This is a genomic window from Algoriphagus sp. UBA3586, from assembly GCF_002376385.1.
Taxonomy (GTDB): domain Bacteria; phylum Bacteroidota; class Bacteroidia; order Cytophagales; family Cyclobacteriaceae; genus Algoriphagus; species Algoriphagus ornithinivorans.
In genome coordinates this window covers 55,230-78,507 of record NZ_DFMT01000018.1, presented here as the reverse complement: position 1 = coordinate 78,507, position 23,278 = coordinate 55,230, and the positions used below count along the sequence as shown (strand labels likewise).

General features: G+C 39.4%; 23 protein-coding genes and 1 tRNA gene. 10 read left to right on the top strand and 14 right to left on the bottom strand.

What is annotated here, in order from left to right; genetic code table 11:
- Positions 1-305: 305 nt before the first annotated feature.
- The 5 genes from B2906_RS07010 to B2906_RS06990 all read right to left on the bottom strand — a co-directional run bounded on the left by B2906_RS07010 (position 306) and on the right by B2906_RS06990 (position 7,068).
- The gene (locus tag B2906_RS07010) at positions 306-1,454 is read right to left on the bottom strand and encodes a 6-bladed beta-propeller (RefSeq protein ID WP_219957762.1); all 1,149 of its coding nucleotides are present in this window, start codon (positions 1,452-1,454) and stop codon (positions 306-308) included.
- A 916-nt stretch (positions 1,455-2,370) separates the two neighbouring features.
- Complete coding sequence (locus tag B2906_RS07005) at positions 2,371-2,727, bottom strand: helix-turn-helix domain-containing protein (RefSeq protein WP_219957763.1); 357 nt, start codon at positions 2,725-2,727, stop codon at positions 2,371-2,373.
- Between the two features lies 1 nt (position 2,728).
- Positions 2,729-3,022, bottom strand: coding sequence for a type II toxin-antitoxin system HigB family toxin (locus B2906_RS07000; RefSeq protein WP_024284562.1), 294 nt, complete (start codon positions 3,020-3,022; stop codon positions 2,729-2,731).
- An 80-nt stretch (positions 3,023-3,102) separates the two neighbouring features.
- Complete coding sequence (locus B2906_RS06995) at positions 3,103-4,809, bottom strand: amidohydrolase (protein ID WP_219957764.1); 1,707 nt, start codon at positions 4,807-4,809, stop codon at positions 3,103-3,105.
- A 177-nt stretch (positions 4,810-4,986) separates the two neighbouring features.
- The gene (locus B2906_RS06990) at positions 4,987-7,068 is read right to left on the bottom strand and encodes a T9SS type A sorting domain-containing protein (protein WP_286936387.1); all 2,082 of its coding nucleotides are present in this window, start codon (positions 7,066-7,068) and stop codon (positions 4,987-4,989) included.
- A gap of 93 nt (positions 7,069-7,161) precedes the next feature.
- Here B2906_RS06990 and B2906_RS06985 point away from each other — a divergent pair, with 93 nt between their 5' ends.
- The 3 genes from B2906_RS06985 to B2906_RS06975 all read left to right on the top strand — a co-directional run bounded on the left by B2906_RS06985 (position 7,162) and on the right by B2906_RS06975 (position 9,970).
- Positions 7,162-8,457 carry a UDP-N-acetylmuramoyl-tripeptide--D-alanyl-D-alanine ligase gene (locus B2906_RS06985; RefSeq protein WP_219957766.1) on the top strand — a complete coding sequence of 432 codons (1,296 nt, stop codon included), beginning with the start codon at positions 7,162-7,164 and terminating at the stop codon, positions 8,455-8,457.
- A gap of 122 nt (positions 8,458-8,579) precedes the next feature.
- Positions 8,580-9,110, top strand: coding sequence for an REP-associated tyrosine transposase (locus tag B2906_RS06980; RefSeq protein WP_219957767.1), 531 nt, complete (start codon positions 8,580-8,582; stop codon positions 9,108-9,110).
- A gap of 182 nt (positions 9,111-9,292) precedes the next feature.
- Complete coding sequence (locus B2906_RS06975; RefSeq protein ID WP_219957768.1) at positions 9,293-9,970, top strand: DUF2461 domain-containing protein; 678 nt, start codon at positions 9,293-9,295, stop codon at positions 9,968-9,970.
- Between the two features lie 31 nt (positions 9,971-10,001).
- Here B2906_RS06975 and B2906_RS06970 read toward each other — a convergent pair whose 3' ends face one another.
- The 7 genes from B2906_RS06970 to B2906_RS06940 form a co-directional block, all read right to left on the bottom strand.
- Entirely contained in the window at positions 10,002-10,811 is an 810-nt protein-coding gene (locus B2906_RS06970) for a Cof-type HAD-IIB family hydrolase (protein ID WP_219957769.1), read from the bottom strand.
- Positions 10,811-11,083, bottom strand: coding sequence for a hypothetical protein (locus B2906_RS06965; RefSeq protein WP_091655500.1), 273 nt, complete (start codon positions 11,081-11,083; stop codon positions 10,811-10,813). Before B2906_RS06965 ends, B2906_RS06970 begins: the two co-directional genes overlap by 1 nt.
- A gap of 4 nt (positions 11,084-11,087) precedes the next feature.
- Positions 11,088-11,540, bottom strand: coding sequence for a hypothetical protein (locus B2906_RS06960; RefSeq protein ID WP_219957770.1), 453 nt, complete (start codon positions 11,538-11,540; stop codon positions 11,088-11,090).
- 14 nt (positions 11,541-11,554) lie between these two features.
- On the bottom strand, positions 11,555-11,965 hold the full coding sequence (locus B2906_RS06955; RefSeq protein WP_286936351.1) for a hypothetical protein: 411 nt from the start codon (positions 11,963-11,965) through the stop codon (positions 11,555-11,557).
- A gap of 332 nt (positions 11,966-12,297) precedes the next feature.
- Positions 12,298-12,371: transfer RNA gene (locus tag B2906_RS06950), tRNA-Ala, on the bottom strand.
- A gap of 47 nt (positions 12,372-12,418) precedes the next feature.
- Positions 12,419-13,039, bottom strand: a complete 621-nt coding sequence (gene recR / locus B2906_RS06945; RefSeq protein ID WP_219957772.1) for a recombination mediator RecR — start codon at positions 13,037-13,039, stop codon at positions 12,419-12,421.
- Between the two features lie 10 nt (positions 13,040-13,049).
- Positions 13,050-13,334, bottom strand: coding sequence for an ATP-dependent Clp protease adaptor ClpS (locus B2906_RS06940; protein WP_219957773.1), 285 nt, complete (start codon positions 13,332-13,334; stop codon positions 13,050-13,052).
- A gap of 61 nt (positions 13,335-13,395) precedes the next feature.
- On the opposite strand from B2906_RS06940, the gene B2906_RS06935 reads away from it, so the two are divergent.
- Complete coding sequence (locus B2906_RS06935; protein WP_219957774.1) at positions 13,396-14,841, top strand: sodium:solute symporter; 1,446 nt, start codon at positions 13,396-13,398, stop codon at positions 14,839-14,841.
- Here the strand turns inward: B2906_RS06935 and B2906_RS06930 are convergent, their stop codons facing one another.
- Positions 14,842-15,180, bottom strand: coding sequence for an MGMT family protein (locus B2906_RS06930; RefSeq protein WP_219957775.1), 339 nt, complete (start codon positions 15,178-15,180; stop codon positions 14,842-14,844). It abuts the gene before it with no gap.
- A complete protein-coding gene (locus B2906_RS06925) occupies positions 15,161-16,054 on the bottom strand; it encodes a mechanosensitive ion channel family protein (protein ID WP_219957776.1) in 894 nt (297 codons plus the stop codon). The genes B2906_RS06930 and B2906_RS06925 overlap by 20 nt, the downstream gene beginning before the upstream one ends.
- A 56-nt stretch (positions 16,055-16,110) precedes the next feature.
- On the opposite strand from B2906_RS06925, the gene B2906_RS06920 reads away from it, so the two are divergent.
- The 6 genes from B2906_RS06920 to thrC all read left to right on the top strand — a co-directional run bounded on the left by B2906_RS06920 (position 16,111) and on the right by thrC (position 22,931).
- Positions 16,111-16,788 (top strand): SDR family NAD(P)-dependent oxidoreductase, encoded by a 678-nt coding sequence (locus B2906_RS06920; RefSeq protein WP_091655493.1) that lies wholly within the window; start codon positions 16,111-16,113, stop codon positions 16,786-16,788.
- Between the two features lie 3 nt (positions 16,789-16,791).
- Entirely contained in the window at positions 16,792-17,244 is a 453-nt protein-coding gene (locus tag B2906_RS06915) for a nuclear transport factor 2 family protein (RefSeq protein ID WP_219957777.1), read from the top strand.
- Between the two features lie 4 nt (positions 17,245-17,248).
- Positions 17,249-17,704 carry a hypothetical protein gene (locus B2906_RS06910; RefSeq protein WP_219957778.1) on the top strand — a complete coding sequence of 152 codons (456 nt, stop codon included), beginning with the start codon at positions 17,249-17,251 and terminating at the stop codon, positions 17,702-17,704.
- A 545-nt stretch (positions 17,705-18,249) separates the two neighbouring features.
- Positions 18,250-20,697 (top strand): bifunctional aspartate kinase/homoserine dehydrogenase I, encoded by a 2,448-nt coding sequence (gene thrA / locus B2906_RS06905; protein ID WP_219957779.1) that lies wholly within the window; start codon positions 18,250-18,252, stop codon positions 20,695-20,697.
- A complete protein-coding gene (locus B2906_RS06900) occupies positions 20,697-21,629 on the top strand; it encodes a homoserine kinase (protein ID WP_219957780.1) in 933 nt (310 codons plus the stop codon). The genes thrA and B2906_RS06900 overlap by 1 nt, the downstream gene beginning before the upstream one ends.
- 3 nt (positions 21,630-21,632) lie before the next feature.
- Positions 21,633-22,931: a threonine synthase gene (thrC, locus tag B2906_RS06895; RefSeq protein WP_219957781.1), complete on the top strand. Its 1,299-nt coding sequence runs from the start codon at positions 21,633-21,635 to the stop codon at positions 22,929-22,931.
- Positions 22,932-23,278: the final 347 nt, after the last annotated feature.

Here is a 23,278-nt window from a genome sequence, read left to right as displayed (position 1 = left end):
TTATTCCTAGTTGCAAACACTGCATATTGGAGCAAATAGCCCCAGACTTTCTCCGGGTTGAAGCTCAAAACTGACCCCCTTTCAAAGTAGGACTTCGTCCAGGATAGCGGAGGAAAATTACAAAATTGTTTGGATAGAAAGGTAGGATCGAGCGTCATGAAAAGCTTTTGTAAAGCTTTTTAGCGAGAGGCTGGTTTGCAGGGTGGACAAACTTCACCTAGTCCTAACGATACTTCTTCTACACCTAGAGAGGAGATTCCTCAACTGAACACCCTAAAAAAAGCCAAAATACAATTAAAACTAGATTATTTTTCATTAAAAACTAATAACAAAGGATTATCTCCATCTACTACACCAAATTCTTTTTGGAATTCACCTAAGACGCTTGACTCAGAAGGTAATACTAAATAACCCCTCCCATCTCCAAATGACCCAATTCTAATTTCTTCATCCAAAGGTAGCTCTATTGATTTACCAATATTGTCCAATTTAATGCGATGCCCTGATACCAACTTGCCAGTAGATTTGTCATATACGGATAAAAAGGCTTTTCCCTGATTGAAAAATCGATAAATTAGAAATTTATTTGATTCAAATACATTCCCAACATTAAAGGACTTATCAGTAGAATTGATAAATTGAAAGACATCAACGATTGAAGTATATCCTTTCTCAGTCAAATCTGTTTCGAGAACTTTCTTATTCCCAAAATCAATAAAATAAGATGGGTAAACATCTCCAGTTTTACTTATATGATAAATAGTATCATTAAAAGAATTCACATAATTATATCCACCTGATTCAAGTTCAGAGAAGAAATCGTGCCTCATAACATGAAGATAATCTGATTTCTCTAAATCAAATGGATGAAGAGTTTTTTCGAATTTATAGCCAGCTTCTAGATTGTCACCCTGAAAATAAAACAATGAATAAGGATCTTCTAATACCAACATATATCCTGGAGTACCAATTAAACCATTTTCCAGCTTTTCAAGTCCAAAAAGGGGATAGTCTAAGGTGTAATTAATTTCGAGATTAAAATTGTAGTCGAATTGAAAAATCGTTCTAGCATGAGAATCATAAACCCATAATCTATCTTTATCATTTAAGGTTAAAATATCCGTTAGATTAACAAATTCGTCTGGACCACCCTTGCCCTTTGAGATTTTTGAGATAAATTCTCCAGATTTATCAAATTTATAAACAGACTTTCCTCCTTGGACAAAATAAAACTCATCTTCGACCACTTTATGGACAAAATCAATTAGTGAGCTGTCAGTTGTTTCTAAAGAAATTACTTTATTTATAGTTATGAAATTAGGTAAATCAACCACATCATTAATGGACGGAATACCTTGATCAATAACAATGTAACTTTCCTTAATCTTTTCTGGTGATCTACTTGTACAATTTAGTAATAAGATAAAGGCCACTAGCCAAAATTTGCTTTTCATATAAGATAGAAGGGATTATGGCTTAGGCTTATTCCTGTGCCAAATACTCAAATAACAATTAACATTCTGCCATATAACAACAATCACTATTTGTATTGGCGCAACAATAGCGGGTTCCAGAAGATTTTCTCATTAGTGGACCACATTGATCAGTAATTGGGTCACACATAGAATCCTCTCCACCCATTGTTTGTGAAAATCTCGGAGTTGCAAATGAATTGAAAACAGAAGCATTGCTCCCAGGCTCCAACGTTAATTCCATGCTAAGTTAGGAGAGGAAAAATACTCCAAGCATTGTGACTATTGCTGATAATTTCTATTTCCTAACAAATGTGTTTTTAGTTAAATGAACAATCAATTGTAAATAGAAAAATCTAAAACACAAAATAATATTAAAGTCAATTAATTCTTGGTTAAATTTTAAAAAAAAAACATAAAACATGATTTAACGAAATACTCTTTTGCCCCCTCCTATAAATTTATTAATGATTTAGAATATTGTTCCGAAAATCAACTAAAATATTGGCATAAAAATTTAATATTTTTTCTCAACATTTAAATACAAAAGCTAGTAGTATTGACAAGGTTCGCGGATTTATGAAGTATCTGAAAAACCACTAATCAATTTTCCAAACCTAATTTAGACGAATTCTCTCCAGAGGAAAATTGAATTTTAGCAAATTCGATAGTTGGCAAATACCTCAAAAAAACCTTCCAGGTTTTCAAAACTTGGAAGGTTACACAACTTACAATCTGAATTCAGATTTCTACCCAATACTTTTTGAAAAACACCTTTACCCCCATCACGGTCATTGCAAACTGGGTTTTTAGTACACTATCCTAAGGTAGTGCATTGGTGTGCTCTTCTTGAATTTGAAAAAGTAATCCTAAACAAAAAATTAAATAAATCATGGGATCAATATTCCTGAACCAATACCTCTGTAGGAATTCGAAGATAGGTGTTCAGTTTTCGAATCATATCCAGCGAAAGTTTTCTTTTTCTATTCAACACTTCACTTACCCGACTTTTATTTCCTACCACCTCAGCAAGATCTTTATTTCTGAGATCCATCTGCTCCATTCGAAACTTGATAGCTTCGATGGGATCAGGTAGATCAATCGGAAAATTTTCTTTTTCATATTGATCGACTAGAATAGAAAGTATTTCCAGTTCGTCTCCTTTCTTGCTTCCCTTTTGAGCATCAAAAATCTCGTCAAGGCGAATCAGTGCTTTTTGATAATCTGTTTCAGTTTTGATAGGCTTGATATTCATATTAGATCGTATTTGCGTTGATTTTGTCATACTCGGCGTGAGTACCAATAAAGCGAATCCAACATAACTGAAATTCAAAATTGATTTTTACAATCAATCGGTAGTGATTCCCCTTAATATTGAATACTACTCTATTTTCTCCCAATATACTGGCGTTTGGGTACGCTCTTTTTAGATCGTGGGTATTACTCCATTGGGACTTTTCAGCTTCTCGATACCAAGCTTTTAGCTGTTGTTCAGAATCGGAATGTTTTTCCCAAAATTCCCGCAAAGTCCGTTTTGCAATTATTCTCACATGTTTCTAAATTCAAATATATAAGAAAAGTTCCCATAAAGGGAACTTTTTAAAATTCAACTAACCTTGAGAGGCCTTAATTATTGTCTTTTAAAAACCACTTTCCCCCCCATCACCGTCATGGCAACCTGGGTTTTTAGTATTTCATCCTCAGCTACCTCCATGATGTTCTGATCAAAAACTGTGAAGTCAGCTGCTTTGCCTACTTCGATGGAGCCTTTGAAATCTTCTTCGAACTCGGCATATGCACCGTCTAGCGTGTAGGACTTCAAAGCTTGTTCACGGGTCATTTTTTGATCGCCTTCATAGCCTCCCTCAGGAAGTCCTTCCAAAGTCTTGCGGGTTACGGATGCAAAAAAGGAAGGGATTGGATCTACTGGCTCAACAGGCGCATCCGTTCCATTACAGATTCTCGCTCCGGTTTGGAATAGCTTCTGCCAAACATAAGCTCCGTCTATGATGCGCTTTTCACCCAGTCTGTCTATGGCCCAAGGTCGATCTGAACTCAAGTGAATGGCCTGCATGGCCGCTATCACTCCCAATTCCCCGAATCTCGGAATATCATCCGGATGCAGATGCTGGGCATGCTCAATTCTGAATCGGTGATCGGTCGCATCTGGGAATTTGGCAAAAGCTGCCTCATATCTATCCAAAATCTCCTGATTAGCGCGATCTCCTATAGCATGGGAACAAACCTGAAAACCTAGCGGCAAGGCCTTTTCTGATACCTCAGTTACGACAGACATTGGAAGCGTCTCATGTCCGCGATGCCCCGGTCTGTCAGCATAGTCTTCCAGCAACCAGGCACCTCTTGGCCCCAAAGCTCCATCACAGTTTAGCTTGATAGAACGTACTGTCAGTAAGTGATCTTCGGAGTCTATCATCGGACCTTTCTTATACCATTCCTCCAAAAGCTCAGGCTGACGGCCGGTAAGCATGATGTATTGACGAACGGTAAGTTTACCCTCGTCTTTAAATTTCTGAACCAAATCAATCACATCCTGACCGGAACCTGCATCATGGAATGAAGTGATTCCTTTTTCTACCAATTCCTGTAAAGCCAAAGTCAATGCCTCCTCTGCTCTTTCGGGAGTTTCTTCCGGGACTAATCTTGCCACTAGATTGGAAGCCCTTTCGGTCAATACGCCAGTTGGATTTCCCAAGTCATCTACAATAATTTCACCACCTTCTACTTCTCCCGGTCTTTCACCTTTCAGATTAGCGATTCCAGCCAATTCCAAGGCTTTTGCATTGGCAAAGGAAGCATGGCCAGAAGCATGCCTGAGGAAAACAGGATTGTCGGGGGATACTGCATTCAAAGGCTCATTGGTTTGAAAACCTTTTACCATTTTCTCGGGCTTTTGGATCCATTTGTCCTGATGCCATCCTCGACCAGTGATCCAGTCGCCCGGTTTGGCCTTGGCAACTGCCTCCGCCACTTTTTCTACCAGTTCGTCATAGGTTTTGACATACATGAGGTCCAGCTCCAGCTTGTTGTAGCCGATTCCCATCAAGTGAGCATGGGACTCGATAAAGCCAGGAGTCATGGTTTTACCTTCAAGGTCGATGACTTCTGTATTTTCCCCTATGTATTCTTGAATTTCAGCAGTAGTGCCAACAGCCAGGATTAAGCCGTCTTTTACAGCTACTGCCTCTGCCTTGGGGTTAGATTCATCTACCGTGTAGACTATTCCGTTGATAAAAACGGAGTCAGCGGGATTTTCAGGCCCCGAAGCACAAGCCCATGCAAATAGGGCTGCAAAAAGGAATAAGAATATTTTTTTCATTGGATTTATAATTCTGACCCTAAGCTAGATGATTTGAAGCATTGAGACAAATGGAAAAGTTTAAGGATGAAAACTGAAAAACTTAAAATTGTAAATTCTAATTTATATACAGCAGTTAGGAAGTATCAGAATCTGCTATTAGTTCTATTTATTCAATTCAGGAATTCCTAAAGTCGATTACCTGATTAGGATTTTCTTCACTAGGACTTCTCTATCGAGAGTTTCTAATTGTAAAAAGTAAACTCCAGGCTGAAGGGCTTGAGCCTGGATTCCCACTTCCCTATTGGCAGGAATAGCTATTTCATCTACTAAGATTTGTCCCATTGCATTGACAAGCCTTGCGGTTCCAGGCTTGTTGGAAATCACCTTAAATGGTCCAGATGAAGGATTGGGGTATACCTTCGCTAAAAAACTTTCCTCTTCGCCTGAGCTGGAATTGACAGCTATTAAATAGGAAATTCCACCGGCCCGACTTCCAAGGATCAGATCGGTATTTTCATCAAATCCGGGGTTGACAATCGATATCCATGTATTTCTTCCCAGTCTGAATGGGATATTTTGATCACCAATTTTGACCAGGACCTCCTCACGAACTTCCGAATTCATCATGTCTTTGACCAGAAATATCCGACCTGTTTGATCCACAGAATATAAATCAGGATTTTCTTGAATTCTTACTGCAACACTGAGGTTTCGATTAGCAGGATTGTCCTGGAAGCCCAAGAAATTATTACTTTTTAAAATGGCAGTCTTCCCTTCCAAGTCTACCTCATAGAGTGTTAAACTGCCATTTTGCGAGGCTATGAGTAAATGATCTTTTCCTTGATAGGGAAAAAAAGTGAGTTGATCGCCAATCCGAAGCGATAAGCCAGAAAGACTAAAATCCGGATAATTGCTACCCTGATTTTGGAGCAAGACTTGGGATGGTATTCCATTGTTAGTACGTTGGCCTGAAACCAAAAGGTAAGATTGGTTTTTGACACTTCCATACTCTATGACTTGCAGATCCAGTAAGTCCAAACTGGACAGATTGAGATAATCTGAATTGAGTACCTGAAATTGATTTCCAGAATAACTTAATCTAGAAAGCTCACCTCTCACTTTATTGCCTGTTTTTTTGTTGGCACTAATCCATAATTCTCCTGCAAAAACGTTTCCTTTAAAAAACGGCCTTGAGTTTTCCCCTAAATCCAAAAGTTGGTTTTGTAGAATAGGATTTTGTGTACTTGAATTTTTGGAAAGGGCTACGATGGAGTTGGAAAAATCAATTTGGAATGGAGCCGAAGTTTCATTGGTGTTTAGAGAGATGATCAACTGATCATCAATCTGCTTTCCAACATGGAATATGGGAAATACAGGGAGTGGTCCGTATTCTGGGACGGTATTTGAAAAAGTAGAAAAAACAGGCTGAGTATTACTTCCTTGGTTGGGGAGATAAAACAAAACACTACACTCATCTCTTCCTAAAACCAAATCGAAAATCCCATCCCCGGAAAAATCCTGATAGAGTACACTGTGCCCTCCCGCATGTTGGATACGGTTAGTTTCAGGGTTTTCTCTAAAATTGATGGGATTTCCGTCGCAGCGAGTTCCAAAATTGATTCCCTCACAACTACAAAAGCTGATATTTCCCCAGAAGCTTTCAGGAAAAGCAAAACCATCTACATCAGGACTGCCTTTTCTTTCTATTGAAGTGTTTTTATAAAACTCCAAGTAGTCACCTTGAGCAAAGTTGAAAATGACCAAATCCAAATCTCCGTCATTATCCAAGTCCTGAATCAAAGGAGTGTCCAGATTATTTGCCGGAATATTTCCAGCCCCATCCAGCCTCAGGAAATTTTGTGCGAGAGTCCAAGAGACCTGATTGCCAGTAGAACTGTTTTTGTAAACTTTAATCCCAAGCGGAGTGGAGGTGAAAAGGTCTTTTTTTCCATCTTGATCGAAATCCGCTAAAACCAAAAAACCACTGATATCAGTTGGGAATAAATAGGTTAATTCGGGTTTATGGATGAAATCTTCTCCATTTTTTTCAAAAACGCTTAGTATGCGTGAATTAATGTCCCATACAACCCATTCATCTTTTCCATCATTAGTCAGGTCAATAGTCTGAATTTGCGCGGAATTGATCCCCGGACTCAGACCTGCAGGGAAGATTTCATTGTTTTTACTGATGCTTTTGCTAGAATCAAATGAAAAAACAGATTGGGCGCTGGCATAGAGGGAACTGAAAAATAAAAAGGCAAAAAGGATAAATCTCATAAAGGCAATTGATTCCGAAGACTAAATTTAATACGAAGAGATGGCTTCAAAGATGTAATGATTGCTTTATTTTGAGTGAAATTTCTGAAGCTTATGAACATCGCCATACTTTATCAGCTCTTTTTAAAAAGTACAGGAGTCAGTACAGATACCCGAAAAATCGATCCCGGAAATATCTTTTTTGCACTCAAAGGGCCAAATTTCAATGCCAATGAGTTTGCTTCAAAAGCTTTGGAAATGGGCGCCTCGGCGGTGGTGATCGATGAAGCAGCCTATTTTGAGGAGGATGATGAGCGATATTTTATCTGTGAAAACGCACTGGTTTGTCTGCAAAAATTAGCCAACTATCACCGACATCAGTTTGATATCCCGGTTATCGGTTTGACTGGGAGCAATGGGAAAACTACTTCTAAGGAATTATTGAATGCAGTCTTGAGAACCAAATTCAAGACCTTAGCTACTGTTGGCAATTTGAATAATCATATTGGAGTGCCTCTGACTTTACTAGCCTTAAATCAAAGTCATGAATTGGCGATTGTTGAAATGGGAGCCAACAAGCAGGGAGATATACAGGAGTTGTGCGAAATCGCAGAGCCAACTCATGGGTTTATCACCAATATTGGTAAGGCTCATTTGGAAGGAATGGGTGGGCCTGAGGGGGTTCTAAAAACCAAAACTGAGCTCTATCAGCATTTGAGAGAGAATAAAGGAACTGTCTTTATAAATTCTCAAGACCCGATTTTATCCAACATGATTAAGCGCTTTGAGGAGCCTGTTTTGTATCCTGCCAAAGGTGATTTTTGTGAGGTTTCTTTTCATGGAGCTGATCCATTTGTGAAGTTCTCAGTGGAGGGGAATCAGGAGATCTTTCTTTCATCTCTGATAGGTGCATACAATTTTGGAAATATTGCCACTGCCTTGACAGTTGGGAAGTTTTTTGGCGTAGACATGAATCAAGCTGTACAGGCAATAGTCGATTACAAGCCATCCAATATGCGTTCTCAGTTGGTGGAGAAGCGAAGTAATTTGATCATTTTAGATGCTTACAATGCGAATCCATCTTCTATGGAGGCGGCCATCCGAACCTTTGGAACAATGCAAGGGAAAAAGCATAAGATGATCATTTTGGGGGATATGTTTGAATTGGGTGAGCATGCGGAAGAGGAGCATAGAAAACTAGGAGAAATTGTGAGCGAGTATGAAATTGATAAGGTTTGCTTCACCGGAAAGTTGGTTGTGTCTGCCTTGGAAAAAGCGCCCAAAGCTTTGTATTTCCCAGATCCTTTTTCCTTTAGAAACTGGCTTCAGGATAGTCAATTGGAGGATTATCTGATTTTGATCAAAGGAAGCCGGGGAATGAAATTGGAAGGTTTGGTGGAGTTCATTTAAACCACTAGCTCCTCGAAATTTGAAATTTCGAGGATTTATCCTAAGATTTTCAATCTTTTTACAATTGATTATTTAACTACTAATAGTATTTTAGTAGTTAGCTGTTTATTTAATTTTTTGTGATGGGACGAGAGTATATTGTAAAAGATCAAGAAGCTGTCCATTATGTCACTTTTACGGTGCATCAATGGGTAGATGTTTTTTCTCGAAAGTGTTATGCTGAAATTTTTCTAGAAAGTTTAAAATACTGTCAGCTATATAAGGGCTTAGAAGTTTATGCTTGGGTAATTATGACTAATCATTGTCATCTGATTATTCAAGCTAAGAATAATAATCTGTCTGATATTATTAGGGATTTAAGAAAGTATACTTCAAAAATGATATATAAGGCTATAATAGAAAACCCAAAAGAAAGTAGGAAAAAATGGTTGGCTTTGACCTTATCATTTGAAGACCATATTTGGTTTTGGGAAAAAGGTTATCATGGAGAAGAGATATTTTCGCATCAATTTTTTGAAATTAAGGCTAATTATATTCATGAAAATCCGGTTCGGGCTGGTATTGTAGAAAAGCCTGAAGATTATTTGATGAGTAGTGCAGGGGACTATTTAGGAATTAGAAAAGGCCCTTTAGATTTAGCTGTTTTTGGGTGAGATAGCAGTTTTTAAAAGAGGATTTCAAATCCTTGGATAAGTTCTCGAGGTTACAAACCTCGAGAAGCGAGTTTTAATTAAAGGCAGCAGGGGGATGAAATTGGAGGGATTGGTAGACTTTATTTAAACCACAAGGTTAGAAATGAGTTAATAAAACTGTTGATTTTCCTATTATAATTCCTATGCGACCCTACCTCTCTTTCTTATCAGCTCTCTCAGAAAACAATCACAAAGAATGGATGGATGCCAATAAAAAGTGGTATCAGGAGACGAGAGCGGAATTTTTGGAAGATGTTTCAGTGATCTTGAAGCAATTGTCTGAAGTTGAACCTGAATTATCAGCATTCAAACCTAAGGATTGTGTGTTTAGGCAAAATCGGGATATTCGCTTTTCAGCCAATAAAGATCCTTATAAGACCAATTTTGGAGCTTACTTTTCCCCAAAAGGGAAAAAATCAGAAGGGCCTGGATATTATGTGCAAGTTCAGCCTGGAAACTCTTTTTTTGCAGGAGGCATCTGGATGCCAATGGCAGAAACCTTGAAAAAGATTAGGAAGGAAATTGATTATTCAGGAGCTGAATTGGAAAGAATAGAGGCTGATCCAGAGTTTAAAAAATTGTTTTCTGGAATTGAAGGGGATAAGTTGAAAACTAGCTCCAGAGATTATGAGGCGGACCATCCTTACATAGAATATCTCCGGTTGAAAAGTTTCACTGTATCCCACCCGATTGCTGAAAAAGATGTAAACTCCGGCAACTTTATCAATTTAGCCTTAGATGGTTTTAGGAAAATGAAGCCTTTCAATGACTTTTTAGCCAAGGCCATCGAAGATGTGGAGGATGGTTCAGGAATTTTGTAAATCAGAAATTTGAAATCAAAAAGCGGGAAAATCAGCCAATAAGTTTTTCCAAAACTGCAGCGACTCCATCTTCCTTGTGGTGAAGTGTGACTTCCTTAGCCACTGCTTTCACTTCCGGTCTCGCATTGCCAACTGCCACACCCCAGCCGACAGATTGTAGCAAGTCAATATCATTGTAATTATCTCCAAAGGCTATAACATCCCCCATGCCGAAATCATAGTATTTATTTAAAATCATTTGTAAAGCGGTTGCCTTTGAAATCTTTTTGGGAGCGATTTCTATGTAGGTGTCTTTCGATCTGTACAAATGGAGTAGGTCTCCATAGAGGAAGTGCAGTTCCCCAAAGAGCCAACTAATTTCTTGCGAGTTTCCCATACACATGACTTTATGGGCTCCGGATTGGGAGTTTTCCCACTCTTTCAAAACCAGAGTGGTGTCCTTCCATGTTGGAGTCACTTTGGTGTTTTTGATTTCTCTGGCTGACCAATAATCCTCCTTGGGTTCAAACCAACTTTCACCTTGGTACAAACTGATATGAATGCTGGTGGATTGACTTAATTCTAAGATTCGTTGAACTAGGTGAAGAGGAATTTCCACTGAATCCACGACTTTTCCATCGGAATCAATGACAAAGCCTCCATTGTAACAAATGAGGGGTTGTTTTTCTCTATTCAAATCTCTAAGCAAATGCCGCATCGCATCAGGCATGCGCGAACTTGCCAGAATCAATGGTATTTCCGGAGAAAAGGCTTCTATGACCTTCTTGAGTCGAGGGGATAAATCCCTCTCGGAATTCAGGAGTGTACCATCAATGTCGGTACAGATAGCTTTAAACTTCATTAATCAATCTGTGACCAATCTACCTCATCCGCAAAATGGGTAAAGAAACTGAAACCAATTATTGAAATGATAATCACAGCTATTGCAAAGCCGATCAACTTCATGATTAATTCCGCTTTTGCCCAATTTGCTTTATTGGGCTCTGTGTCTTTGTCCACAGCCCATACGATCAGCATGATAAATCCTATCAGAGGAAGTTTTGAGATTAGCACGTTGATTACCCAATCACCAAGTGTTTGGGGTGGTTTTTTAAATTCTTCAGGAATATTCATTTGGTTAGGGTTGAGGGTTAGAAAAGAAATCAGCTACCTGAAATTCATACTCTTGCATTGCGAAATTATCAGGGTTACTTAGATCTCTCTGAATAAACTGCACAGTAATTTGCTGATAATCTGAGGCATTTTCAAAATCTCTGACATAAATTTCAGCACATTTTCTGGCTAAAATTTCAGGTTGTTTTCCAATTAAAAGTGGATCTCCATTTTCTAAAAGGAGAAAAATTGTGCTTTGCTTACCATCCTGGGTGGAGTTTTTGCTTAGCTGAACACTCAGGTTTTGAAAATCTCCTAAAGCCCGAATTTCATCGGATGGCATGAATCCTTTCCCCATCACATTTTCCATTCCGCTAAAAACTAATCCTGCAATTTTTTCAGGATCACATGCGCAAGAGCTAGTAAAGAGGATTAAATAAAGTAGAAATGAAAAGGAAATTGCTTTGCTTGAATTCATAGGGGAAGATACGATTACTCTTCCACCTTATCAATGAGTAAATAGGCTTGATAGTCCTCAATCCTATATTTTTTAGTGGTATTTGGATAAGGTTTGAGATCCACTAATGCGATTTTATACCCTAAAAAAACAATTTCCGAAGGAATACCTTGATGAGGAGGGTAGGTACTTAAGTCAAAAGGCTTCTCTTGTCCGTTGACAGAAACCAATAATTTGATCTGCGCCAATCCTTGCCAGACGCATGTGACATTTTCTGGGCAGCGTGAGTCCTGACTCAATTCCAAAAATGTAATAGATATAGGTTCTGTGCAATGAGTTACTTGTTCTTGGTATGAGAATCCAAATGTTTCCCCCAATTCAAAATTTTGACATGGTCTTTCGTTAAGGCAAGAAATTAAGGATAGTATACATACTAGAAAGAGCATGGATTTCATGGATAGGCTATTAGATCAAGTACTGCATAGACGTATATAATTATTGGTATGCTACTATTATTCCACCGAAGAATTAGAATTCTTTCAAGGTATTTGGAAATCCTCAATTTTGCGAAAAAATTAAACTCATTTAGTATTTGAGTGGGAAGATTTAGCCTTCTGAGCTAACTGGGGAAATATAAAAAAAGCCTCACATTTCTGTGAAGCTTTGAGTGGAGGATAAAGGAGTCGAACCGATGACTTTCCCGCATGCTTACGGTACGCTCTATTCGGCTGAGCTGATTTGAAAATAAAAAAGCCTCACGTCTCTGTGAAGCTTTGAGTGGAGGATAACGGAGTCGAACCGATGACCTCTACACTGCCAGTGTAGCGCTCTAGCCAGCTGAGCTAATCCCCCAAACGGATTGCAAATATAAGCTGAGGATTCAATTAGCCAAACAAAAATTAATCGGTGTTATAATTTATCCTTGTCATAATACTCCTGCCCAAAGTGACCTCATCTGTAAACTCCAATTCGCCTCCCACTGGTATTCCTCTGGCTATTGTACTAACTGAAACGCCTTTTTCTTTAAGGCGCTTTGCCAAATAAAAGGCCGTAGTATCCCCTTCCATGGTTGCGCTTAAAGCTAGAATAACCTCTTTTACTGGTTCGGATTCGGAAGCCTTTTCAATCCGATTGATTAGAGATTCAATCTTAAGATCCTCTGGACCGATCCCCTGAATGGGAGAAATCACGCCACCTAGTACATGGTACTTTCCCTGATATTGATTCGTGTTTTCGATGGCAAGAACATCCCTCATATCTTCAACTACGCAGATGATTGAGCCATCTCTTCTATGGCTTTTGCAAATACTGCATTCCTCTTCATCAGCAACGTTGTGACAGATTTTGCAATACTTGATTTCTTGCCTCATTCTCGATAATGCAAGAGCTAAGGCCTCAGTATGTGCTTCACTTTGCTTCAACAGATGTAAAGCCAAGCGCAATGCAGTTTTTTTTCCGATCCCAGGCAATCTGGAAATTTCGGTTACTGCATCTTCAATTAATTTGGAAGGAAAATTCACAGGGTGATGTTTATACTATTGTGGCTTGAATACCTTCATCTAAGATAGCTTCACACATGGGTTTTAGCTCTTCTTGACTTCCTTTTTTTACAGCGCATTTACCTTTATAATGGATAATTATGGTGCACTGTTCGGCCTGTTCTCTCGTGTGTTTGCAAACTCTAATCAACACATTGATTACATGATCGAAGGTGTTGATATCATCATTGAATACCACCAGATCATGGGACTCAAGATCCAGTAATTCCTCTACTAATACGTCTTCTTCTTCTACCTGTGGGAAAGGTGTACTCATTTCAATCATTTTGCAAAATTAAGAATATTAGACAAATTTGGCGACTCACCAACGATGCGCTATGAATCCCCAAATTGTTCTGCTTGTCATTTCCTGTTATTTCTTGATGTTGTTCCTGATTTCTTGGTTTACATCCAGAAAAATCACAGCAGATACTTTTTTTACCGGTGACCGTCAATCTCCTTGGTTTTTGGTCGCCTTCGGTATGATTGGCGCCTCTTTATCCGGAGTAACCTTTATATCGGTTCCCGGTGAGGTAGGTAATTCTAACTTCTATTACTTCCAGGTTGTTTTAGGATATACCCTGGGATATTTTACCATTGCCAAGGTTTTATTGCCTCTTTACTACCGACTTAACTTAGTATCCATCTATTCCTATTTGGAAGATAGATTTGGCTTTTGGTCATACAAAACGGGTGCCTTTTTCTTTATTTTATCAAGAACTTTAGGTTCATCGCTCAGAGTATTTTTGGTTGCATCCGTTCTACAGTTGATTTTATTTGACTCATTAGGTATTCCTTTTTGGGTTTCAGTCTTGATCACTGTTGGTCTAATTTGGCTTTACACGCATAGAGGAGGGATCAAAACGGTAGTTTGGACGGACACGCTTCAGACATTTTTCATGTTATTGGCTGTGGTAGTCTGTATCAAGCTTGTTGGAGATGAATTAAGCTTCTCCGGTATTTCCGAATATTTCACCGCTGTTTCACAAGATTCTCGCTCGGAGATTTTTAATTGGGACTGGAAAGCAGGAACCAATTTCTTCAAGCAATTTATCTCTGGAGCATTCATTACCATCGTCATGACAGGTTTGGATCAGGATATGATGCAAAAAAACCTCACCTGTAGGAATATAGGCGATGCACAGAAAAACATGTTTTGGTTTACCATCATTTTGGTGATTGTAAATTTGATGTTTCTGTCACTAGGCGTGATGCTTTACCTCTATGCTGAAACCAAGGGTGTTCAATTGCCGGCTAAAACCGATGAGCTATTTCCCCTTTTGGCCACTCAGCATTTTTCCGCTTTTGCGGGGATTATTTTCGTTTTAGGAATCACAGCTGCAGCTTATTCGAGTGCCGATTCTACACTGACTGCATTGACAACTTCATTTTGCATTGACTTCTTAGAGATAGAACGGAAGTATCCTAAGGAAAGGAGAGTAGCTATTAGAAAGCGAGTCCACATTGCATTTACCTTCGTGATGTTTATTGCCATTCTGATCTTTCATTGGATCAATGATCAGAGTGTGATTAACTCGGTTTTTATCATAGCCGGCTACACCTATGGCCCATTATTGGGCCTCTATGCTTTCGGGTTATTTACAAAATTGAAAGTAAAAGACCGTTGGGTTCCCTTAATGGCAATAATGGCTCCTTTAATCACCTTTGTGATCAGCTATAATTCTGAAAAATGGCTTTGGGGATACAAGTTTGGCTTTGAAGCCTTGATCTTGAATGGACTCCTGATGTATTTGGGGCTCTATTTGGGAAGGATTAAAAAGTGATCAAAAACCTAATTCCTTTTCAGGGTCCCAAAATAGGTTTTCAAAGTTTTGGACCTGATCATTTTCAACTTGAACGCCTTCTGATTCCAAAAGCTCCTGCATTTTAGTAGGAGTTTGAAAATGATGTTTGCCAGTCAGTAAGCCGTTTCTGTTAACCACACGATGCACAGGTACATCTGGTAAAGTGTGAGCGGCATTCATGGCATAGCCTACCATTCTGGCGCCGCTTTTAAGCCCCAAATAATTGGCAATGGCCCCATAAGAGCAAACTCTGCCTTCGGGTATCTCTTTGACTACCTGATAGACAAGGTCAAAATAATTAGGCTTTTCTGTGTTCATTACTCCAATTTAGGAATGCCTGATTGATGGTTTTTCTAACTTGAGATTCAATCAATTTCTCACCGGATTTGATAGGGAACTGATAGCGTACCAATACATTGTCTGACTTCCTTTCCAGTACATTCAACTGAGCTCCTTCCAATATCACATAATCAGAAAATTGCTTCAAAACCTCGCCTAGTTTTTCTTCCAAATTGATCAACTGAAGATCTGTGGAGTAGGGCATTTCTGCATCAAAAACTACCTGATGAGTGTTATTTTTTGAATAATTGATTACGTCCGAAGTAAGCATCATGGAATTGGGAATGATGATGATTTCCCCGGTCTCACTTTTAAGGACAGTATTCATCAAGGTAAAATCTCTAATAAACCCTGTGTTCTTCCCAATCGTGATTTTGTCTCCAATTTCCAGTTGCTCAGAAAACATGATGATCAAACCATTGACAATACTGGTGATGTAGTCTTTAGTCAATAATGCAATCGCTGCCGCTACAATGGTGATGGAAGTTAGAAACTCCAAAGGCCGAATGCCAAAGGCTAGCATCAGTGAAATGAGGAGTGCAAGAGAATTGAGTATCCCGGAGATCCTTCCTATCCCAACCACAAAGTTGGGAAGGACTTTGGTTTCCGCAGTTTTTTGGAGGTAAAGTCTTAATGTAATGATCCTTCCTAAAGAAATAATCAGGTTGGCACTGAGTAGAAATATCAATGCTCTGATTACATGATTTAGGAGGGAATAGTTATCCAAAAGAGGTCTCAAATATGTTTCCCCTTCATAAATAAATTCCAGTAAAATCAAGAGAATCAGTTTGATGGCGAAGTTCCAGCGCTTTCTATTCTCCTTGGTTCGTATACTAGTTTTTAGGTGATTCATAACTTAATCGAAAAATAAAGCCTAATTTTAGCAATAATCAATCGTGTTTTTAGCATATGAGTAGAAATATCATCATTACCGGCGCTGCCGGAAACTTAGGTTCAGCTGTTGTAGAAAAGTTTAAAAGAGAAGGATATCATGTTATCGCATTACTTCAACCAGGGAAAGACGAGGAAGTGGAAGATGCGGATGATAGCTACGAAGTAGATGTAACAAATGAGGAGTCTGTGGCCGAGTTTGTCAAGGAATATCAGCTTCAATACAATGAATTGGATGCCTTGGCCATGATAGTTGGAGGGTTTGCGATGGGATCTATTGAGGATGCCAAGCAGTCTGATTTTGAAAAAATGTTTTCTCTCAATTTTTTTAGCGCATATCATCTGGTAAGAGGATTCCTTCCTTTTATGAAGAAGCAGCAAAAAGGTACTTTCTTGTTTGTGGGTGCACGCCCTGCTTTGCAATTAGAAGACGCTTCTGCTACGATCGCCTATGCTATGAGTAAAAGGCTGATTGTGTCTTTGGCAGAAATTTTAGCAACCGAAACCAAAGAGACCAATATTCGTTCTCATGTCTTCGTTCCAAGTATTATTGACACTCCGCCAAACAGAGAGGCTATGCCCGATTCGGATTTTAGCAAATGGGTAAGTCCTAAAGAAATTGCAGAGGCGATGCATTATGCTGTCAATAATCCGGCCTTGAGAAATATGACTTTCAAACTTTATGGAGAAGCTTGATTTATGAAAAAAATACTTTGTCTTTTAGCCTTAAGTTTTGGTGTTTTATTTCCGACTTTAGCTCAATCTGAAGAGCAAGCCGTCAAAGAAGTAATAGTGTCGCTTTTTGACGGTATGAGAGCAAAAGATGCTGAAATGGTTATGAAATCTTTCAGCTCAGATGCAATGATGCAAACCGTGATAGCTGACCCATCAGGTACAAGAGTTGGAAGTAATTCTGTGGAGGACTTTGGGAAAAGGATAGCTAGTACACCGGTTGAGACAGAATTGGATGAACGAATCCTAGATTATCAAATTAAAATAGACGGAAACATGGCGGCTGCATGGACGCCCTATGAGTTTTACGTCAATGGAAATTTTAGCCACTGCGGAGTCAATTCTTTTCAGTTGGTCAAAATGTCCGAAGGTTGGAAAATAGTTTACATCATTGATACCCGTCGTAAAGAGGGATGTTGATTTTATGCAGGAATTAAAAGAAAAGATTTTTCAGGCTGCTATCAGACAGCTGAAAGAAAAAATTAGCCTACTTCAGCAGGAAAGAAAGGCTGTTTCTGAAGGTATTTTAGAAGATACGAAAAGTAGTGCAGGTGATAAGTTTGAGACTGGAAGAGAGATGATGACCCAGGACTTAAAAACCATCGAAGGCACCATTGAAAAGCTTCAGGAGGACTTGGATGAGATTTATAGGGTTCAGTCTATCAAATCCAATTCGGAGGCAGTACGGGAAGGGTCTTTAATTCAGTTGGGAACAGACTTTTTCCTGATTTCGGCTTCAATCGGCCAATTGGAAGTAGAAGGCAAGAAATATTTTCTACTGAGCAGAAATTCCCCTTTAGGACAAGTGCTAATTGGGAAAAAGAAAGGAGAGAATGTCCTTTTCAGAGGAAAGCCACAAGCCATTTTAGATGTTCAATAAGCTTTGCTGAGAATTAAGTATACTATTGCATCAGCCTGATTCCCCCGGATATCAGGCTTTTTATTTTTCATGATTATCGAATAAACCTGAGGACTTTTTTTGGATAGAAATATTTTTCCAAAATAATACTAAACTAATTTTGCGTATAAGCTTTTTTTAAATCCTAAAATAGACAGTATTGAGAAAATTTTATTTTGAATATCAGGCGTTATTCAATCTAAAAGACTGAATTAGAAAATATTTAAAATTATCAAATTTATATTTTTCACTCCCTTTTGATTAAATAATTGAAAATTAATAGCGTATTATTTGGCATAAAAGAAATTACTGCCTAAGATTGTAAAGTCAATTTCTAAGTCATGGTTTTTGCAGCAAGAAATATTTTTCACACTTGTAAGGGCATTATGTCAATGTCCGGCATGACTTCTATTTCTACTTTTTTTACAGGAATGACCACGATTACGGGGTAATCCCGTTTAATCTCAAAGTACTCGCCCCTGAGCCTATTAAGGCATTTTATTCATTCAAAATCATTCTATTTACTTATGAAAATCATCAAGTTTGGAGGTTCCTCTGTAGCAACTCCAGAAACGATTCGGAAAGTTTTTTCAATTATTCAGGAGAAAAATAAGCAACAAGATGTAGCTGTTGTTTTTTCTGCTTTTGGCGGTGTGACAGAAAGTTTGTTGACGATTGCCCGCCTAGCTAGAGAAGGTGATCAGGTTTACAGAGATCTACTCCAGACTATGGAGGAAAAGCATCTGGATATGGTAAGGCAGCTAATAGCAGTACAAAACCAGTCTACTGTCATGACCTATGTGAAGGTCCGTTTCAATGAATTGGAAGATTTATTCCATGGAATTTACCTGATAAAGGAAAATTCTGATCGGACTTTGGATTATGTTGCAAGTTTCGGGGAGCGTCTTTCTACTTTTATTTTGGCCGAGGCTTTAGCTGCCAAAGGCATTAAAACCCAATTTTTGGATGCAAGGGAGGTAATTCGAACCAATGACAGATTCGGTCAGGCCAGAGTGGATTTTGAAGTGACCAATCACCTGATCAAAGAATATTTTCTAAAGCATGATGGAATCAAAATCATTACAGGATTTATTGCTTCTACTGCAAAAGGGGAGACTACCACGTTAGGAAGATCAGGTTCGGACTATACAGCGGCTATTTTTGCGGCTGCCTTAGATGCGGAGGACTTAGAAATCTGGACTGATGTATCGGGGGTCTTGACTTCAGATCCCAAGCTGGTTTATACCGCATTTAGTATTCCTCAGCTGAGCTACAATGAGGCGATGGAGCTTTCTCACTTCGGAGCAAAAGTGATTTTTCCGGCGACTATGCAGCCGGCGATGAAGAAGAATATTCCAATCTATATCAAGAATACCTTCGAACCTTCCAACAAAGGCACGCTAATCAATGGGGAGGTGACTCAAGGTGGATTGATCAAAGGGATTTCATCCATGTCCTCCATTTCCATTGTCAATGTGCAGGGAGCCTCTCTATTAGATGGGATTACGGGAAGTAGGGTATTTAAGGCTCTTGCAGAGGCTAAAGTGAATATTGTCTTAATTTCTCAGGCATCTTCCGAACATAGTATCTGTTTGGCTATCAAAACAGCCGAGGCATACTTGGCGAAAGAAGTGGTGGAGCGGGAGTTCTATTATGAAATCAAATCCGGTGAGATGGATGAGGTTACGCTTATGCATGGTTTCTCCACTGTTGCGGTAGTAGGAGAAAATATGAAGCAAAATCCAGGTGCTTCCGGAAGGATGTTCCGAGCATTGGGAAGAAACAATATCAACGTGGCTGCTATAGCCCAGGGTAGCTCGGAGTTGAATATCTCTGCGGTCATACCTCAGGCCGACTTACAAAAAGCTCTCAATGCCTTACACGAAGCCTTCTTCCTTTCTGAAAATAAGGTGCTTCACGTTTTCTTGGTTGGAGTGGGCTTGATAGGCAAGGCATTGATCAAAATGATTGCAACTCAACAGGAGAAACTGAAAGGTGATAATGAGCTGGATATTCAAATTCACGGAATGGCCAATAGTCGCTACATGGCTTTCCATGAAGATGGATTTGATTTAAAAAATCCACATGAGTTGAGTGATCAAGATCAGAAGATGGACTTGGAGGAGTTTATCCGGACTATGGAAGAAATGAACTTCTCCAACTCAGTTTTTGTGGATTGCACAGCGAGTCAAAGCGTAGCAGATGCCTATGCACGAGTTTTAGGTGCAAAGGTGGCAATCGTAACCCCTAATAAAAAAGCGAACTCCAGCTCAATGGAGCAATATAAAGAGCTTAAAAAACTGGCGAAAAAGAGAGGAGTGAAATTTCTCTATGAAACCAATGTTGCAGCAGGATTGCCTGTGATCAACACCCTTCAGGATCTGATGCTTTCCGGTGATAAAGTAATTCGAATTGAAGCCGTATTAAGTGGGTCTATGAATTTTATTTTCTCCGAACTGGAAAAAGGAGATCCTTTTTCTCAGGTAGTCAGAATTGCCAAAGACAAAGGCTACACCGAACCTGATCCAAGAGACGATTTAAGCGGAATGGATGTGGCTCGAAAAATTCTGATTTTGGGAAGAGAGGCCGAACAAACTTTAGAATTTGAAGACATCACTATTCAGAGTATGGTTCCGGAAGATTGCAGAGAAGCTGCTACGGTGGAGGAGTTTTTCCAGAAGCTTCAAGCACACGATTCGGAGTTTGAGAAACTACTCAAGGAAGCAGAATCAAAAGGAGAAAAGCTTCGCTTTATGGCAACTCTGGAGAATGGAAAAGCAAAGGTTGGTCTGAATTCCCTTCCAAATGCACATCCATTCAGCAGTTTGAGTGGAAGTGACAATATGATCCTTTTGACTACTGAAAGGTATCTGGATAGACCGATGATCATTCGGGGTCCAGGTGCAGGAGCTGATGTGACGGCTGCCGGAGTTTTCGCTGACGTGATTAGGATTGGTAACTACACCCGCGAGTAATGAAAACCGTAAAAGCCTTTGCTCCTGCTACTGTCGCCAATGTATCCTGCGGCTTTGATATTTTAGGATTTGCCATTGAGGGCATGGGGGATATTGTGCAGTTGAATGAAAAGGAAAATCCCGGCCTGGAAGTAAGTTCAATCTCAGGAGACGATGGAAAACTGCCTTTGGACGCTGCTAAGAATACCTGTGCGGTAGCTATTCAAGCTATGGTTGAGGACTTGGGTGTTAACCCTGGGATCTCTATCCAATTGGAAAAAGGATTGCCGCTTGGATCGGGCATGGGGTCGAGTGCAGCAAGTGCTGTTGCTGCTTTGGTTGCGGCAAATGAATTTTTGGGCAGTCCTTATGAGAAAAAAGACCTTCTTCCTTTTGCAATAGCTGCTGAAAAAATTGCCTGCGGAGCCGGCCATGCAGACAATGTAGCCCCGAGCTTGTTGGGAGGTTTTGTACTGATCAGAGACTATCATCCTTTGGATGTGATTAAGCTGAATGTTCCTCAGGATCTGTATTGTACCTTATTGCACCCACATTTTGAATTGAAAACAGCTGATTCCAGATCAGTTTTGAGAGAAGCCATTCCCTTGAAACACGCTACCATTCAATCAGGAAATGTGGCTGGATTGATTGCCGGGCTATATGAAGAAGATTATGAATTGATTTCAAGATCATTGAGAGATGTCATTGCGGAGCCTTACAGAGCGGTATTGATTCCTGGCTTTTATGAAGTAAGAGAGGCAGTAAAAGGTGCCGGGGCCTTGGGAATGGGAATATCGGGCAGTGGTCCAACACTGTTTTGTTTATCCAAAGGAAAGGAAAAAGCTGTCCAAATTGCCAAGGCCGCGGAGGAGGTTTATCAAAGTATAGGATTGGGCGTGGATGTGTATTTTTCTGCCATCAATACAGATGGTGGTTATATTTTAACAGAATAATTGATGAAATATTACAGCACCAATAACCCAAAACACCAAGTCAGTTTAGCAGAAGCTGTGATCAAAGGATTGGCTCCAGATCAGGGCTTGTACTTGCCCGAGCGGATTCCTTTCTTACCTCAGCAACTGATAGAAAGTTTTTCATCCAAGAGTTTTCAGGAAATTGGCTATAAGGTGATTGAGGCCTTGTTTTCGGAAGACTTGACAAATGAGCAAATCCGAGCCTTGGTGGATCATACTCTTGTTTTTGATGCTCCAATAGTTGAAGTGGAGGAAGGGGTTTACAGTTTGGAGTTATTTCACGGACCTACATTGGCGTTTAAAGATTTTGGAGCACGCTTTTGCTCCAAATTAATGAGCATGCTTACTGCCAAAACTGATCAAAAAGTCTATGTTTTGGTAGCGACCTCAGGAGATACGGGAAGTGCTGTGGCCAATGGTTTTTTGGGAGTAGAAGGAGTCGAAGTTATTGTTCTTTTTCCAAAAGGGAAAGTCAGTAAGCTTCAGGAAAAACAGTTTACCACTCTCGGACAGAATATTACTGCGATAGAAGTGGAAGGAGTTTTTGATGATTGTCAGACTTTGGTCAAGCAGGCTTTCTTGGATCCGGAATTGAATAAAAGCTTGCTCCTGACTTCAGCTAATTCTATCAATATTGCCCGATGGATCCCTCAGTGCCTGTATTACTTCTATGCCTATTCAAGACTGCCTAAAGATGGGAAAAAGATCGTTTTCTCAGTGCCAAGTGGTAATTTTGGTAATTTGGCGGCTGGAGTTTTGGCTTGGAAAATGGGATTGCCTATAGACCATTTTGTCGCTGCAACCAATCTCAACAAAATAGTCCCTGATTATTTAAAGGGGTTACCTTTTGAAGCCAAAGCATCTGTACCTACAGTTTCCAATTCTATGGATGTGGGGAATCCTAGTAATTTTCCTCGACTTCAGGCGCTTTATGATGGAAATGAGGAGCTGTTTCGGAAAAATATCAAAGGTTTTTTCTACACCGATGCTCAGACCATCGAAGCAATACAGGATGTCAAGCCCAAAGGCTACACTCTTGATCCACACGGAGCAGTGGGATATTTAGGCTTGAAAGATTTCATGGCTGAAAACCCAGGGTATGTTGGTGTGTTTTTAGAAACAGCCCATCCAGGAAAATTCAGAGACGTGGTGGAAGACGCATTGAATGAAAAATTGGTTTTGCCGGATCGATTGGCAGCTTTTCTGGAAGGAGAAAAGAAAGTGCTCTCGATGGGTAAAAGCTTTGAAGAATTTAAAGGGTTTTTAGATAGGCTAATTTAGGAGGTTTTATGCTAGCCTATTTTTTGATTTTCCGACTTTGAAATTTTGAAGTTCGCCATATCAAAACACTATCCGGTTTGGAGATTGCCTGGTACTTCTTGAAATCGATGTTTGGGGTAGTTTACCTAGTGTTGCTTTTTTAAATTTCACACGAAAATTGTAAGAGAGCTATAATGCCACATCCAAAAATGATTACCAAAGAGCTGATTAGTATCCCAAGAGCAATTTGATATTGTTTGCGTTTTGAATTTTCCTTCTGATAAGTTAAATCTAGAAGTTTTGAGAAGTCTTTAGCATAGGCGAACCAAGGACTTGAGTTTTCATTTTTGCATCCTCTGTTTTTTAGT